This is a genomic window from Bradyrhizobium sp. WD16 (genome assembly GCF_024181725.1).
Lineage (GTDB): Bacteria > Pseudomonadota > Alphaproteobacteria > Rhizobiales > Xanthobacteraceae > Bradyrhizobium_A.
Map to the genome: position 1 here is coordinate 1,703,945 of NZ_CP028908.1, position 13,662 is coordinate 1,717,606.

Here is a 13,662-nt window from a genome sequence, read left to right on the forward strand (position 1 = left end):
GCCCGGACCGTCGCGAAGGGCGGTGCGACAACGGACAGGCAGACGGAGGACAGGATGGCCAATCAAGCGAAGATCGTCTTCCTCGGTGCGACCAGCGCATCATTCGGCTTGAGCATGTTGCGCGACGTCTTCAGCAGCGAGGAATTGCGCGGCTGTACGCTGACGCTGGTCGGCCGCGACGCGGAGCGCCTTGGCAAGATGGCGGAACTCGCCCGACAGCTGAATGGCAGGTCGGGTGCCGGATTGATCGTCGAGCAGACGACCGATCGCCGCGCCGCATTCGGTGGCGCCGACTTCGTCGTCAATGCAACGGCGATCGACCGGAATCGTCTCTGGAAAATGGACTTCGAGGTGCCGCGCAAATACGGGATCCGGCACACCCTCGGCGAGAACGGCGGCCCCGGCGGGCTGTTTTTCACCTTGCGGACCCTGCCGATGATCTTCGATTTCGTCCGCGACATGGAGGAGCTGTGTCCGAACGCGCTGCTGCTCAATTTCGCAAATCCCGAAAGCCGTATCGTACTGGCGCTCGGCCGTTACAGCCGGATTCGCTGCATCGGCTTGTGCCATGGCATTTACGGAGTCCGCGAGCACGCGGCCAAGATCATGGGCTTGCCCACCGAAGAGGTAGACGTGTGGGCAGCAGGGCTCAATCACTTCCAGTGCCTGATGCAGTTGCGGCACCGCGCGACCGGAGACGACCTCTACCCACGACTGCGAGCAGCCGAGATCGACTACGATCCGGATTTTTCTCCGTTCACACGACGACTGCTTCGGGCCTTCGGTTATTGGCTGGGCTGCGGCGACGGCCACCTCGGCGAATATCTCGCCTATGGCTGGGAAGGCGGCGAAGAGGGTTATGATTTTTCCGCCGACGAGCGCTATCGTGCCGAGTTCGCCGCGACGCTCGAGAGCGTGCTGTCCGGCGCCGTCGCGATCCCCGCGAATTGGCTGACACCGTCGGGAGAGCGCGGCGTCGCCGCGATTGCCGGAGTGTTGCATAACCGCAAGCGCGTTCTCGAATCCGGTGTCGTCTACAATCGGAGCGCCATTCCCAATCTGCCGGCGGAGCTGGCCGTGGAAGTGCCGGTGATGATCGACGCTGCCGGCGTTCACCCGATCTCGCTCGGACCGCTGCCCGATCCGGTGGCGAAGCTGATGTCCATGCAGGCAAGCGTTCAGCAGATGGCGGTCGAGGCGGCCGTCCATGCCTCCAAGGAACTGGCGTTGCAGGCGCTGCTGATCGATCCTGTCGTCAACTCGACGACCGCCGCCGTCCGATTGCTCGACGAATTGTGGGAGGCGAATCGACCCTACATTCGCGAATGCATCCCCTAGTGTCCTGTCTCCGAATTACCGCTTCATTTGCCTCACCTTCGCACGGTCATTCGGAGACATCGGGACACTAGCAAAATCAAAAAGCTAGTGTGGCTTATGTCTCGCAATTGCCTACTGGGGCTTGCCGCGAAGGGCATAGGCAATTGCGAGACGCCACACTAGTCGGTCACCAGCGATCCGAACGGCTCCCAGCGTTCGCCGTTGAAGCGCATCATCCGGAATTCCTTGATGACACGATAATCGGTCGGGCTCGTATTGACCGACAGTCCCGGCAGCAGAAGGTCGAGCCTGACATTCGTCAGGCTTGTCGCCTGGCGCATGATGTTGGCGCGCGAGATATCGTCGCCGCACCGGTGAAGGACCTCAACGAGCAGCTCGGCGGCGCTATAGCCGTAGGTCGTGTAGACGCTCTTGCGGTCGCCGTCCGGATGATAGCTGTCCATCAGCGCAACCCATCGCTTCATGCCCTCGTCATCCTTCCATGCCGGATCATCCGCCTCCTTGAACGAGCTTGCGGAGATCAGCCCCCTGGCGTTGTCGAGCCCGGCAGGCGCCAAGACCGCGGAGATCGACGACGAGCCGACGCCAAGAAGATGAGCCGGTTTCCAGCCGAGTTCGGCCGCCTTGCGGATCGCCTGGGCGGCGAATCGCGGACCCGCCATGTCGACCAGGATGTCGACGCCGAGGTCCTTGAGCTGGACCACCTTCGAATCGATCGTCGGATCGCTCACGTCATAGGCGAGCGTGGCGACGATCCGGCCGGAGCTGGCGCCGAGGCCGGCCTTGAGACCCGCCACGTATTCCTTTCCGGCGTCGTCGTTCTGGTAGAGCAGCCCGATCTTGCCGTTCGGGTAATTGTCGAGGATGAAGCGCGCATAGATCCGGATCTCCGTCATCAGGTTCGGCACGAATCCCATGGTCCAGGGAAACGCCTTCGGATCCTCGAAGCGTCCCGCCCGGCCGGAGACGAAGAGCTGCGGGATCTTGCGGTCGTTGAGATATTTCTGAACGGCGATGTTCGAGGCCACGCCGACGGTCTGGAACGTGAAGAGCACTTCGTCGCCCTCGACCAGCTTGCGGATCTGCTCCACAGTCTTGGCGGGACTTGCGGCATCATCATAAGAGATCAGCTTGATCCTGCGGCCGTTGATACCACCGCGCTCGTTGACCATGCGGAAATAAGCGGCCTGGACTTTGCCGACTGCGGCGACGGCGGAGAGCGGGCCGCTGTAGGGCATGGTCTGGCCGATCCTGATCTCGGTGTCGCTGGCACCCGGATCATACTTTCTGCCTTCCGCCCGCACCGGCGGCGCAAGCAGCACGACGACAGCCAGCACCACGGCGATAAACGCCGTGATCCACGACGTAGCGCGCCGGCGTCCGCTCATCGGCCGCGATCCTGCGATTTTGGCAGCAGCGGCGCGACCGCGGGCAGCGCCTGCCATTCGGGCCGCGGCGGCACGGTACCCCGGCGCGGCACATAGGCCGAAGGCTCGCCGGCCGTAAGACCCGGCACATAGCGCGGACAGTTCGGGTAGATGTCGTGGCACGTGATGTGGACCACCGCGCACGCGCCATGGTGCCGCGCGAGGCTAGCCTCGTCCCGATGAATGGAGGCGACACCGTTGATGCGGATGCGATAGGCGGTGGGATCGAAATTCATGAACAGAAGGCCGACCCGCGGATTCATGGCGACATTGCCCAGCGTGCGATACATGAGGTTGCCGTCATAGTCGGGGAATTCCAGCGCATTCGGGCCGACGATCCTGACGAATCCCGGATCACCTCCCTTGAAGCTGCAGTCCGGCTGATCGCGGTAGGACGATGCGATGAAGAAGAAGTTCGCGGCCTCGATCTGGGCGATGTCCTTCTCGGAAAATTCACTGTGCCGCACCTCGGTGGCGAGGAAATCCGCCAGACGCCGGCCATCCGCCGCGTCCTGCAGTGCCAGCATGCCCTGGTGATAGAACGGGAGCGTTTCCATGCCAGTTCTTCTCCGTGATCTGCCGTCGACGTTTCGGTGCCGCGCGACGAGCCTAGGAGAAAACATGACGTTCTACAACCTGAGCGGCCGACGTCGCCGGCAGTTTGCGCAAGATGCGGCGAACGTTGGGCTCAGAACACCGGCCGCTTGGGCTTTGAGCCCGGACAGGCCGGGCATGGAGCCCAATCCACTGCGATCAAGCAGTCCTCAGGAGTGAGCGGACAGAGGTCCACGGCTGGCCGGACGTGCCGCCCGGATGTTTCCGGCTTCCGTCCTTCGTGAATAGCGACAGCCGAACCGCCATGCCATCCGCGCCTTTATCGCCTGACACGCTCTCGAGACGTGAATGCCCGGCACAACGCCGGGCATGACGACCGAGAGACAGGAGACGTTACGGTCGAGAGACTTCACACGTGATCGTAATCGATCACCACGTGCTTGCTGACCGGATGGGACTGGCAGGTCAGCGCGTAGCCGGCCTCGAGCTCCCACGGCTCAAGCGAATAATTGATGTCCATGGTGACTTGGCCTTCGACCACCTTGGCGCGACAGGTCGAGCACATGCCGCCCTTGCAGGCGTAAGGTAGATCGACCCCGGCGCGCAGCGCGGCATCGAGGATCGCCTCGCCTTCGGCCACCGGCACCTCGCGCCGCTTGCCATCGACGATCAACGACGCGATGGCCGCCGGCGGCGCCGCCGGCGCGATGACAGGCCTGGGCCGTGGCCGGCCGCCGAATTCGGAGACGAACCGCTCGACATGGATCTTGTCCGCCGCGATGCCGAGATCGCGGCAGGTCGTCTCGATCTCCTCGCTCATGGCGAGCGGGCCACAGATGAAGACCTGATCGACCACCGCAGCCGGCACCATGGCTCGCAGCAGCAATTCGACCTTGGCGCGGTCGAGCCGGCCATTGAGAATCGGCAGATCCTGCTCCTCCTGCGACAACACGTGAAACACCGAGAGCCGGCCGATGAAGCGGTCCTTGAGCTCCTCCAGGGCGGTGCGGAAGAGGATGTCACGCCCGCTGCGATTGCCATAGAACAGAAAGAACCGGCTGTTCGGCTCGCGGCCGAGCACGCCGCGAACGATGGAGATGATCGGAGTGATGCCGGAGCCCGCGGCAAAGCCGACATGGACGCGGGCATCGCCCGGCGACACCACACCGAAGCGCCCGGTCGGCGTCATGACCTCGAGCTCGTCGCCGGATTTCAGCGTCTCGATTGCCCAGTTGGAAAAGGCGCCGCCGGCGATGCGCTTGACCGCGATGCGCAGCTCGCCGTCATCGGGCGAGGTGCAGATCGAATACGAGCGCCGCACCTCCTCGCCGTCGATGGTTGTGCGCAAGGTCAGGTACTGGCCCGGCGCGAAGGCATAATCCGGCGCCAGCTGCGGCGGCACGGCGAAGCTCAGCGAGATCGCATCCGCCGTTTCGCGGCGCAGATCGGCGATGGCGAGGCGGTAGAATCTCGGGGTGCTGCTGATCATGGATCCGTGCGCTCTGGCTGTGCTTGTCAGATGGCCGCGACAAGCCCGGCCACGACGAAGGTAACGGCGTTCAATGGCATTTGAAGTAGTCGAACGGTTCGCGGCAGGCCCGGCAGCGCCACAACGCCTTGCACGAGGTCGAGCCGAATTCGGCAATCCGCTCGGTATCGTGCGAGCCGCAGCGCGGGCAGGCGATCGCCTCTTCGCCGAACAGCGCCCGGCGGCCCGATGCCGGCCGCGGCGGCGCGATGCCGTAGTCCTTGAGCTTGCGCTTGCCGTCCTCGGTCATCCAGTCCGTGGTCCAGGCCGGCGACAGCACCGACTTGATTCGCGGTCGCGGCAGACCGGCCCGTTCCAGCGCCAGCTCGATCTCCAGTGCGATCATGTTCATCGCCGGACAGCCGGAATAGGTCGGCGTGATCGCGACTTCGATGGCCCCGCCGTCCACCCTGACGTCGCGCAGCACGCCAAGATCGGCGATAGTCAGCACCGGGATCTCCGGGTCCGCCACGGCGGCAGCGGCGTCCCAGGCACGCTGGCGCAGATTATCGGCGGCGAGGGTCACCATGTGGCCTCGGGATAAGTTCGCTGGAGATATTGCAGTTCGGTGAGGAGATGGCCGAGATGCTCGCTGTGGCGCCCGGCGCGGCCGCCGCTCTGCGCCCAGCCGTCAGGGGGCACAATCAGCGTCGCCCGCCCCAGCACATCCTCGATGGTCCGCCGCCAAGGGATGCGCAAGCCGTCCGGATCGATGGCGATGCCAGCCGCGATCAGATCGCGCTCGCTGTCATCGGCATGGAACACCTCGCCGGTGAAAGCCCAGAGATCCTCGACCGCGGCCTGCGCCCGGCGATGGCTCTCGGGGGTGCCGTCGCCGAGGCGGATCACCCATTCTGCGGCATGGCGCAGATGGTAGGCGCATTCCTTGTGGCTTTTGGCCGCGATCGCCGCGAGCGGTGCATCGTTCGAGGCCATCGTGGCGCGCCAGAACGGCTCGGCGAAAGCGGCGTAGAGCAGCTGGCGGACGATGGTGCGGGCGAAATCGCCGTTGGGCTGCTCGACCAGCAGGAGATTGCGGTATTGCCGCGCGTCGCGGCGATAGGCGAGCGCGTCCTCATCATGGCCGGCATTCTCGACCTCGGCGGCATAGGAATAGAGTTCGCGCGCCTGACCGATCAGGTCGAGCGCCATGTTGGCGAGCGCCATTTCCTCCTCGAGCAGCGGCGCGTGGCCGCACCACTCCGACAGCCGATGGCCGAGGATCAGAGCGTCGTCGGCGCGGCGCAGGGCATAGAGCACCAGCGGGCTCTCGGCGACTGTGATGTTGGACACGGCCATGGCTTGCGGCTCCCCGCTGTTTTCGCTGTGTTTCGCCCATCCTGCGGAGCGGCCTGCTGTGCGGCCGCTTCGCGATGAGAAGAGAGCGCCTCACATGTGCCCGACTTCCTCCGGCACCTCGTAGAAGGTCGGATGACGGTAGATCTTCGACTCCGCCGGTTCGAACAGCATGGCTTTGTCGGCGGGGTCGGACGCGGTAATCGCGTTCGACGGCACCACCCAGATCGACAGGCCTTCGCCGCGCCGGGTATAGAGATCGCGCGCCGCCTGCAGCGCCATGGCGGCATCATGCGCGTGCAGCGATCCGACATGCTTGTGGGCGAGGCCGTTGCGGCTGCGGATGAAGACTTCCCAGAGCTGGATCTTGGTCTCGGTCATCGCGCTCTCCTTCATCTCACGCGGCTGCGGCAGAGCGGCGCGCCGCCTGCTTGTCGGCATAGGCCTGCGCCGCCTCGCGCACCCAGGCGCCGTCGTCGTGGGCCTTTCGGCGCGCCGCCATGCGGTCGCGGTTGCACGGACCGTTGCCGGCCAGCACCTGGCGGAATTCCTCCCAGTCGATGGCGCCGTATTGCCAGTGGCTGGTCGCCTCGTTCCACTTCAGGTCAGGATCGGGCATGGTCAGCCCGAGGTAGTGAGCCTGGGGGACGGTGGCGTCGACGAATTTCTGGCGCAGCTCGTCATTGGAGAAGCGCTTGATCTTCCATCTCGTCGATTGATCACCGTGCTGGCTCTGCTGGTCGGGCGGACCGAACATCATCAGGCACGGCCACCACCAGCGGTTCAGCGCATCCTGCGCCATCGCCTTCTGCTCATCGGTGCCGCGCGACAGCGTCAGCATGATCTCGTAGCCCTGGCGCTGGTGGAAGCTCTCTTCCTTGCAGACCCGGATCATGGCCCGCGCGTAGGGCCCGTAGGAGCAGCGGCACAGTGGAATCTGATTCATGATGGCGGCGCCGTCGACCAGCCAGCCGATGGCGCCGATATCAGCCCAGGTCAGCGTCGGATAATTGAAGATCGAGGAATACTTGGCCTTGCCGGCAAGCAGCTGGTCGACCAGATCCTCGCGCGAAACACCGAGCGTCTCGGCCGCGGCATAGAGATAAAGCCCATGGCCACATTCGTCCTGGACCTTGGCGAGCAGCGCCGCCTTGCGCCGCAGCGTCGGCGCGCGGGTGATCCAGTTGCCCTCGGGCAGCATGCCGACAATTTCCGAATGGGCGTGCTGGGAGATCTGCCGGATCAGGGTCTTGCGATAGGCGGCCGGCATCCAGTCATTGGGCTCGATGCGTTCCTCGGCATCGATGCGGTCCTGAAAGGCGGCGGATTTCGCCGCGTCCTCGACGTTCCGCTCTTCGCCCCCGGCCGCGTTCAGCGCTTGGGTGTACATATCGCCTCTCCCGTGCCGCTAGTGTGGCGTCTCGCAATTGCCTACCGCCTTTGCGGCCGGTCTCTCGTAGGCAATTGCGAGACATAAGCCACGCTAGCACTTTGATTTTGCTAGTGTCCTTATGTCTCCGGCCTCAGGTCTGCGCGTTCAGCGGGAAATATATATCAGAAATTTTGATCTTCAATAAATTTTTGTAACATAAAAAGGACCAACTCAGAGGTCGACGAATCGCGCCGTCAAACCGGCGCCGGCCGGCGGCAACGGCCCGGCGAGGCATTCACCATGGACATCGAGCCAGCGCTCGGACGCCGGCAACAGGGCACGGTAGATCCGCGCGCAGAACGCCCGCGCTTCCCGCGCCGGCCAGGCCGGCGGCAGAAGGTCCGGCGGCAGCAAAGGATCGTGCAGCACGACGCGGCGATAATGATGGATCAGGAGCACGCGGGCGAGGATTGCGTCCTCGGGCGCCAGTTCGGCGCCCTCGGCGATCCAGTCGGCGAGCGGCGCGAACAATTTGAGGAAGGCACGATAGGCTTCCGCGGTGCGGGCGAGATCCCAGCTTGCCGCCACCAGCCGCTGGCCTGCGTCGCGCTGCAACAGCGCATCGAGGCGGATGCCGGCGGACGCAGGGTCCGGAACCGGGGTTCCCGCCGGCGCGACCCAGACCCCGGGCAGCGGACTGCCGAACCCGGCTTCGTCCAGGGCATCGCGCGCCGCTTCGCGCTCGGCACCATTGCCGATCAGGATCAGTTCGAAGCGGTCCGACGCCGGCAGCGGCTGCGGCGCATAGACATGGGCGATGGCGGCCTCGAACCGCGCCCGCCCTGCCGGAGCGAGGCGATAGAAGCTCTTGCGGCCGGCCTTGTCGCGCGCCAGCCAGCCATCGGCGGCGAGGCGCGAGGCGGCGGTGCGCACCACCCCGCCCTCGATCTGCAACAGATCGAGGAATTGCAGCAGCGTGCCGAGCCAGACCGAACCGCCGCGCGGCAGGATGGCGTCGCCATGGAAAGTGATGATCAGCGAGCCGGTACGCGAGGGCTCGCGCTTGAAGCGGCTGACGATGCGGGCGAGCGGGTGCGGAGCCATGATCGGATGTTCCGGCGACCTTGTGCCACCGTTGCCGCCGCTTCGTCAAAGCTGTTAGTGGATGCCGACGCCGATCAGCCGCTCAATCAGGCCGCGGTCCGAGCGCAAGGCCGACGGCTCACCCGACCAGCCGACCCGGCCGCGCTCCATCACCACCACCGTGGAGGCGAAATCCAGCGCGCGCTCGATCTGCTGCTCGACGAGAACGATGGTGACCTCGCCGGTCGCGGCAAGGCGCGACAGGAAGATCATCAATTCGTCGCAGATCACCGGGGCGAGACCTTCCAGCGGCTCGTCGAGCAGCAGCAGCGATGGCTTGCCGAGCAGCGTGCGGGCCATGGACAGCATCTGCTGCTCACCGCCGGAGAGCTGCAGGCCGAAATTGCGCCGCCGCTCCCGCAGCCGCGGAAACATGGCGTAGGCCTCGTCGATGGCGCCGGCCGGCCGGCCTTTCAACCCGGTGCGCAGATTCTCCTCGACCGTGAGCGAGGGGAAAATATCGCGGGTCTGCGGCACGTAGCCGATGCCGCGCGCCGCCCGCGCCGAGGTGCGCAAGGCGGAGATCGCCTTGCCGCCGCAGCTGATCTCGCCGCCGTGACGCGTCGTCAGCCCCATGATGCTGGCGAGCAGTGTCGTCTTGCCCATGCCGTTACGCCCCAGCACGGCGAGCCGCTGGCCGGGTGCGACGTCGAGGCTGACCTCGTCGATCACCCGCGTCGGGCCATAGCCCGCGCACAGACCGCGAATCTCAAGGCCTGTGGCCGGCATCGGCATAGCTCCCGAGATAGGCGCGGCGCACCTCCAGATCGGCGGTGACTTCGCGGGGCGATCCTTCGAAGATCAGGCGGCCTCCGGCCAGCACCAGCACGCGCCTAGCGAAACGAAACACCAGATCCATGTCGTGCTCGATCATCAAGACGGCGATGTCGGCCGGCAGGCGCTCGATGGCGGCGAGGATCTTCGCCGCCTGGTCATGGGGCACGCCGGCAGCGGGCTCGTCCAGCAGCAGCACCCGGGGTTTGAGGGCGAGGCCGATGGCGAGATCGATGAGGCGCTGCTGGCCATAGGCAAGCTCGGCGACCTGGCGGCCGGCGAGATGATCGAGGCCGAGTTCGACGAGCAGCGCCTGCCATTCGGCGCGCACCTCGGGCCGGTCGGCGGCGCGGGAGAACAACCGCACCGTGAGGCCCTGCCGCTGCAGGATGGCGAGCGCAATATTGTCGGCGACCGTCAGATTGGGGAACAGCCGCGTGGTCTGAAAGGTGCGTACGAGGCCGCGGCCGACCCGCGCCGGCACGCTGAGCCGGGTGATGTCGGCGCCGTCCATGAAGAAATGTCCGGCGCTCGGCGGGATGCCGCCGCTGATCAAATTGACCAGCGTGGTCTTGCCGGCGCCGTTGGGTCCGATCAGCGCGACGCGGTCACCGGCCGCGAGGCCGAAGCTGACGTCGCGGGTGACCTGCAAGCCGCCGAAGGCGCGCGAGACACTTCTCGCCTCGAGCCGCGCGGTCACGACGCGCCTCCGCTGCGGCTGATCCGGCGCACCACCCCGAGCAGCGGCACGATCAACCCGCGGGGCGCGAAGATCACGATCAGAATCAGGAGCAGCCCGAGCAGGGTCATCCAGTGGAACGGATTCTGCGCGGCGACGATGTGCTCGAACACCTGGACGATGACGGCGCCCGCCAGCGCGCCCCAGAGATGGCCGGCGCCGCCGAGCACCAGCATCACCAGCGTCTCCGCCGAGCGCTCGAAGGAGACACTGTCGAGGCCGACGACGCCGGTGCTGATGGCGGTGACCGCGCCGCCGATGCCCGCCACCGCCCCCGAGATCGCATACATGGCGACGAGCCGCGGAAACACCGCGGCGCCGATCATCCGCGCCCGCAAGGGATCGTCCTTGATGCCGCGGCAGAGCAGGCCGAAGGGCGAGCGGACGATGCGCGACAGCACGACGAAGACGATGACCAGCACCGCCAGCGAGAACAGGTAGGCGGTGCGGCTGAACAGGTCGAAGCCCCACAGGCCGAATACCTTGGACGGCTCGATGCCGGACAGGCCATCACTGCCGCCGGTGAGAAAGGACAGCTTGTTGGCCAGCGCCGCAACGAGCTGGCCGACGGCGATCGAGAGCACGAGCTGCGGCAAGCCGTGGAAGCGCGCCACCAGGAAACCCGAGATCAGCCCCATGACGGCGCCCGCGAGAAGACCGACAAGGGTGAGCGCCACAGGATCGGTCAGCCCGTGCAGGGACAGAATGCCGGCGGCATAGGCGCCGGCGCCGAACAGCGCGGAATGCCCCAGGGTGGCGATGCCGCAATAGCCGGTGACGAGATCAAGCGAGAGCACCAGCAGGGCCAGCCCGATCAGCCTGGTGAGGAAGGCGAGATCTTCGGGAAAGAGATAATAGCCGGCAATGCCCACAGCGGCGATCGCCAGCGGACCGCCGAGATCGGCGAGCAGCGGAATGCGGCGGCGCGACCGCGCCGCACTCGTCATCGCTTCGTTCACCGCACCGTCGCTCACAGCGCCTTCAGTCATAGTGCCGACCTGCCGAACAGGCCGTGGGGAAACAGGTACACGATGCAGATCACCGCCAGATAGAAGAAGAACTCGCCGAACTCCGGCGCGAGATATTTGCCGGTGGTGTCGGCGAGCCCCAGCAGCAGCGAGGCCGCGAGCGCGCCGGGGATCGAACCGGCGCCGCCGACCGAGACCACCACCAGGAAGGTGACCATGTAGCGCAGGGCATAGAACGGCTCGATGGGCAGGATCTCGGCGCCGATCACGCCGCCGAAGGCGCCGAGGCCGATCGCCAGCGCGAAGGTCGCGGCATAGATCAATTCGGTGCGGATGCCGAGCGCGTCGGCCATGGCGGCGTTGTCGACCGCCGCCCGCAGCTTGATGCCGAATTCGGTCTTCTCGATCAGCAGCCAGAGCAGCAGCGCCGTCGCGGCACCGCAGGCGATGACGAACAGGCGGTGCGCTGGCAGCATGCGGAAGCCGATATCGACCGGACCGCTCAAGAGCCTGGGCAACGGAATCGGCTTGAGCGTCGGACCGAGGACGAAGTTGGCGATGCCGATGATGAAGAAGGTGATGCCGATGGTCATCAGCACCTGGATCAGCGGATCGGCACGGCGGTAGATCCGCCGATAGAGCAGCACTTCGAACGGAACCGACACCAGGATGGTGCCGGCCACCGCCAGCACGATGGCGAGGCCATAGCCGACGCCGAGATCGCGCAGGGCATAGGAGGCGAAATAGCCGCCGATCATGGCGAAGGCGCCATGGGCGAGATTCACCACCCGCATCAGCCCCATCATGATCGAGAGTCCGATGGAGATGGTGAACAGCACCATGCCGTAGGCGACGGTGTCGGTCAGGATGCTGAAGATGGTTCGCATGAAACGTCCTTACACCGCTGCTGCGCTTCGCGCCTGCCCGAAAGTCAGGCGGTCGTGCACGATCTCGCCGCGCAGCACGGTCATCAGCACCTCGGTGCGCTTCAATGCAGGCCCGTCCACCGCAAACGGATCGCGATCGGTGGGCGCGTCGTCGCACTCACCGCTCCAGGCCACCTTGCCGCCCGCGAGCACCATCGCCTGGGCCGCGCTTTCTGAGTCATTACCCGCGCAAGCGGGTGATCCAGTACGCCGCGACGATGCAACAGGCAGGGCGGCTCTGCCCTGTCTCGCAGAACGGCGGCATTGCGAACCTGAGTTGCTGCGGCGCCACATATTGCCGTAGACCACACGGCGTGCTGGGTCGCCTGGTCAGGCCGGGCGACGACGACACCTGAGTGTGAGAACCGCTCGTCCACCACGACGCGCTTTCAGGACGCCCCGTTTACTTCGCGCTGAGCGCCCAGTCCGGCTGGTCGGCGAAGGTCTCGATCTCCTTGTTGATCAGCTTGCCGTCGACCTTCTCCACCGTGCGCAGATAGACGTTCTGGCGGATGTGGCGGGTCGCTGGATCGATCGACACCGGACCGCGCGGGCTGACCCACTTCATGCCCTTGACGGCCTCGAGTGCCTTGGCCGGATCGCGGGCACCGTCGGTCGCCTCGATCATCTTGTAGATCAGCCGGGCACCATCATAGGCGGCCACCGCGGTCATGGTGACTTCGTCGAGGTTGGCGCCGTCCTTCTTCAGCGTGGCGAGGAAGGCGGCGTTCTCCGGCGAAGCGTGCGACACCGAATAGTGATAGGTCGAGAGAATGCCGATGCCGGCATCGCCGATGTTGGGCAGGTCCGGCTCGGTGACGACGTCGCCGGTCGACATCAGCTTGATGCCCGAGGCCTTCAGCCCGTTGTCGATATAGGCCTTGACGAAGCCGAGCGTCGGCGGCCCCGACGGCAGGAAGGTGAAGATGGTGTCGGCGCCGGAATCCTTGATCCGCTGCATGATCGGGCTGAAATCGGTGGTGGAGAGCGGAATACGGATCGCCTCGACCACCTTGCCGCCCTCGGCCTCGAAGGTCTTCTTGAAGGCCGCCTCGGCGTCGAGGCCCGGGCCGTAATCGCTCACCGCGATGGCGACCTTGGCCGAGCCCTTCTGCTTGGCGACCTTGGCGCCGGGCACTGTGTTCTGCCACATCGTGAAGGAGGTGCGGACGATATAGGGGCTCTTCTCGACGATCGCCGAGGTCGCCGCATTCATCACCACCAGCGGCGTCTTGGACTCCTCGAGCAACGGCGCCACCGCCATGGCGTTCGGCGTGAAGTAGATGCCGGCGAGATACTGGACCTTGTCCTTGACGATCAGCTCCTGGGCCAGCGCCTTGGACTTGGCCGGATTGGGACTCTCTTCGTCGCGATAGACGAATTCGATGTCGTGGCTGCCGACCTTCTTGCCATGCTCGGCCACCCAGGCGTCGATACCCGTCTTGAAGTTCTTGCCGAACAGCGCATAGGGCCCGGACATGGTGCCGATGACGCCGACCTTGATGGTATCGGCGGCGGCCACGCCCGTGGTCAGGCAGAGAATGGCGAGGGCCGAGGCGGTGCGGGCGAAGTGATTCATGGCGGGCGCGTCCTTCA

15 protein-coding genes are annotated in these 13,662 nt (G+C 65.6%); 1 reads left to right on the forward strand and 14 read right to left on the reverse strand.

Going from position 1 to position 13,662, the window contains the following annotated elements; genetic code table 11:
• Window positions 1–54: 54 nt before the first annotated feature.
• Window positions 55–1,338, forward strand: a complete 1,284-nt coding sequence (locus DB459_RS07870) for an alpha-glucosidase/alpha-galactosidase (protein ID WP_253712326.1) — start codon at window positions 55–57, stop codon at window positions 1,336–1,338.
• A 158-nt stretch (window positions 1,339–1,496) separates the two neighbouring features.
• Here DB459_RS07870 and DB459_RS07875 read toward each other — a convergent pair whose 3' ends face one another.
• From DB459_RS07875 to DB459_RS07940, 14 genes are all read right to left on the reverse strand, one after another.
• Complete coding sequence (locus DB459_RS07875) at window positions 1,497–2,726, reverse strand: ABC transporter substrate-binding protein (RefSeq protein WP_253712327.1); 1,230 nt, start codon at window positions 2,724–2,726, stop codon at window positions 1,497–1,499.
• The gene (locus DB459_RS07880; protein ID WP_253712328.1) at window positions 2,723–3,322 is read right to left on the reverse strand and encodes a pyridoxamine 5'-phosphate oxidase family protein; all 600 of its coding nucleotides are present in this window, start codon (window positions 3,320–3,322) and stop codon (window positions 2,723–2,725) included. Before DB459_RS07880 ends, DB459_RS07875 begins: the two co-directional genes overlap by 4 nt.
• Before the next feature lie 407 nt (window positions 3,323–3,729).
• Window positions 3,730–4,809 (reverse strand): 1,2-phenylacetyl-CoA epoxidase subunit PaaE, encoded by a 1,080-nt coding sequence (gene paaE / locus DB459_RS07885; RefSeq protein ID WP_253712329.1) that lies wholly within the window; start codon window positions 4,807–4,809, stop codon window positions 3,730–3,732.
• A gap of 70 nt (window positions 4,810–4,879) precedes the next feature.
• The gene (paaD, locus tag DB459_RS07890) at window positions 4,880–5,377 is read right to left on the reverse strand and encodes a 1,2-phenylacetyl-CoA epoxidase subunit PaaD (protein WP_253712330.1); all 498 of its coding nucleotides are present in this window, start codon (window positions 5,375–5,377) and stop codon (window positions 4,880–4,882) included.
• Complete coding sequence (paaC, locus tag DB459_RS07895) at window positions 5,371–6,147, reverse strand: 1,2-phenylacetyl-CoA epoxidase subunit PaaC (RefSeq protein WP_253712331.1); 777 nt, start codon at window positions 6,145–6,147, stop codon at window positions 5,371–5,373. The genes paaD and paaC overlap by 7 nt, the downstream gene beginning before the upstream one ends.
• 90 nt (window positions 6,148–6,237) lie before the next feature.
• Window positions 6,238–6,525: a 1,2-phenylacetyl-CoA epoxidase subunit PaaB gene (gene paaB / locus DB459_RS07900; RefSeq protein ID WP_253712332.1), complete on the reverse strand. Its 288-nt coding sequence runs from the start codon at window positions 6,523–6,525 to the stop codon at window positions 6,238–6,240.
• A gap of 16 nt (window positions 6,526–6,541) precedes the next feature.
• Window positions 6,542–7,534 carry a 1,2-phenylacetyl-CoA epoxidase subunit PaaA gene (gene paaA, locus DB459_RS07905; RefSeq protein WP_253712333.1) on the reverse strand — a complete coding sequence of 331 codons (993 nt, stop codon included), beginning with the start codon at window positions 7,532–7,534 and terminating at the stop codon, window positions 6,542–6,544.
• A 213-nt stretch (window positions 7,535–7,747) separates the two neighbouring features.
• Window positions 7,748–8,620, reverse strand: a complete 873-nt coding sequence (paaX, locus tag DB459_RS07910; RefSeq protein ID WP_253712334.1) for a phenylacetic acid degradation operon negative regulatory protein PaaX — start codon at window positions 8,618–8,620, stop codon at window positions 7,748–7,750.
• 54 nt (window positions 8,621–8,674) lie between these two features.
• Window positions 8,675–9,388, reverse strand: a complete 714-nt coding sequence (locus tag DB459_RS07915; protein WP_253712335.1) for an ABC transporter ATP-binding protein — start codon at window positions 9,386–9,388, stop codon at window positions 8,675–8,677.
• On the reverse strand, window positions 9,369–10,133 hold the full coding sequence (locus tag DB459_RS07920; protein ID WP_253712336.1) for an ABC transporter ATP-binding protein: 765 nt from the start codon (window positions 10,131–10,133) through the stop codon (window positions 9,369–9,371). Before DB459_RS07920 ends, DB459_RS07915 begins: the two co-directional genes overlap by 20 nt.
• A complete protein-coding gene (locus DB459_RS07925) occupies window positions 10,130–11,119 on the reverse strand; it encodes a branched-chain amino acid ABC transporter permease (RefSeq protein ID WP_253713467.1) in 990 nt (329 codons plus the stop codon). The genes DB459_RS07920 and DB459_RS07925 overlap by 4 nt, the downstream gene beginning before the upstream one ends.
• Before the next feature lie 38 nt (window positions 11,120–11,157).
• Window positions 11,158–12,027 carry a branched-chain amino acid ABC transporter permease gene (locus DB459_RS07930; protein ID WP_253712337.1) on the reverse strand — a complete coding sequence of 290 codons (870 nt, stop codon included), beginning with the start codon at window positions 12,025–12,027 and terminating at the stop codon, window positions 11,158–11,160.
• Between the two features lie 9 nt (window positions 12,028–12,036).
• The gene (locus DB459_RS07935; protein WP_253712338.1) at window positions 12,037–12,222 is read right to left on the reverse strand and encodes a hypothetical protein; all 186 of its coding nucleotides are present in this window, start codon (window positions 12,220–12,222) and stop codon (window positions 12,037–12,039) included.
• 247 nt (window positions 12,223–12,469) lie between these two features.
• Window positions 12,470–13,645 (reverse strand): ABC transporter substrate-binding protein, encoded by a 1,176-nt coding sequence (locus tag DB459_RS07940; RefSeq protein WP_253713468.1) that lies wholly within the window; start codon window positions 13,643–13,645, stop codon window positions 12,470–12,472.
• Window positions 13,646–13,662 lie beyond the last annotated feature (17 nt).

What these genes read in the sequence shown, in the direction of transcription:
- paaB (WP_253712332.1), bottom strand. Translation starts at nt 6,525, where the DNA reads ATGACCGAGACCAAGATCCAGCTCTGGGAAGTCTTCATCCGCAGCCGC.
- DB459_RS07925 (WP_253713467.1), bottom strand. Translation starts at nt 11,119, where the DNA reads ATGACGAGTGCGGCGCGGTCGCGCCGCCGCATTCCGCTGCTCGCCGAT.
- DB459_RS07935 (WP_253712338.1), bottom strand. Translation starts at nt 12,222, where the DNA reads ATGGTGCTCGCGGGCGGCAAGGTGGCCTGGAGCGGTGAGTGCGACGAC.
- DB459_RS07875 (WP_253712327.1), bottom strand. Translation starts at nt 2,726, where the DNA reads ATGAGCGGACGCCGGCGCGCTACGTCGTGGATCACGGCGTTTATCGCC.
- DB459_RS07915 (WP_253712335.1), bottom strand. Translation starts at nt 9,388, where the DNA reads ATGCCGGCCACAGGCCTTGAGATTCGCGGTCTGTGCGCGGGCTATGGC.
- paaD (WP_253712330.1), bottom strand. Translation starts at nt 5,377, where the DNA reads ATGGTGACCCTCGCCGCCGATAATCTGCGCCAGCGTGCCTGGGACGCC.
- DB459_RS07870 (WP_253712326.1), top strand. Translation starts at nt 55, where the DNA reads ATGGCCAATCAAGCGAAGATCGTCTTCCTCGGTGCGACCAGCGCATCA.
- DB459_RS07880 (WP_253712328.1), bottom strand. Translation starts at nt 3,322, where the DNA reads ATGGAAACGCTCCCGTTCTATCACCAGGGCATGCTGGCACTGCAGGAC.
- paaC (WP_253712331.1), bottom strand. Translation starts at nt 6,147, where the DNA reads ATGGCCGTGTCCAACATCACAGTCGCCGAGAGCCCGCTGGTGCTCTAT.
- paaE (WP_253712329.1), bottom strand. Translation starts at nt 4,809, where the DNA reads ATGATCAGCAGCACCCCGAGATTCTACCGCCTCGCCATCGCCGATCTG.
- paaA (WP_253712333.1), bottom strand. Translation starts at nt 7,534, where the DNA reads ATGTACACCCAAGCGCTGAACGCGGCCGGGGGCGAAGAGCGGAACGTC.
- DB459_RS07940 (WP_253713468.1), bottom strand. Translation starts at nt 13,645, where the DNA reads ATGAATCACTTCGCCCGCACCGCCTCGGCCCTCGCCATTCTCTGCCTG.
- paaX (WP_253712334.1), bottom strand. Translation starts at nt 8,620, where the DNA reads ATGGCTCCGCACCCGCTCGCCCGCATCGTCAGCCGCTTCAAGCGCGAG.
- DB459_RS07930 (WP_253712337.1), bottom strand. Translation starts at nt 12,027, where the DNA reads ATGCGAACCATCTTCAGCATCCTGACCGACACCGTCGCCTACGGCATG.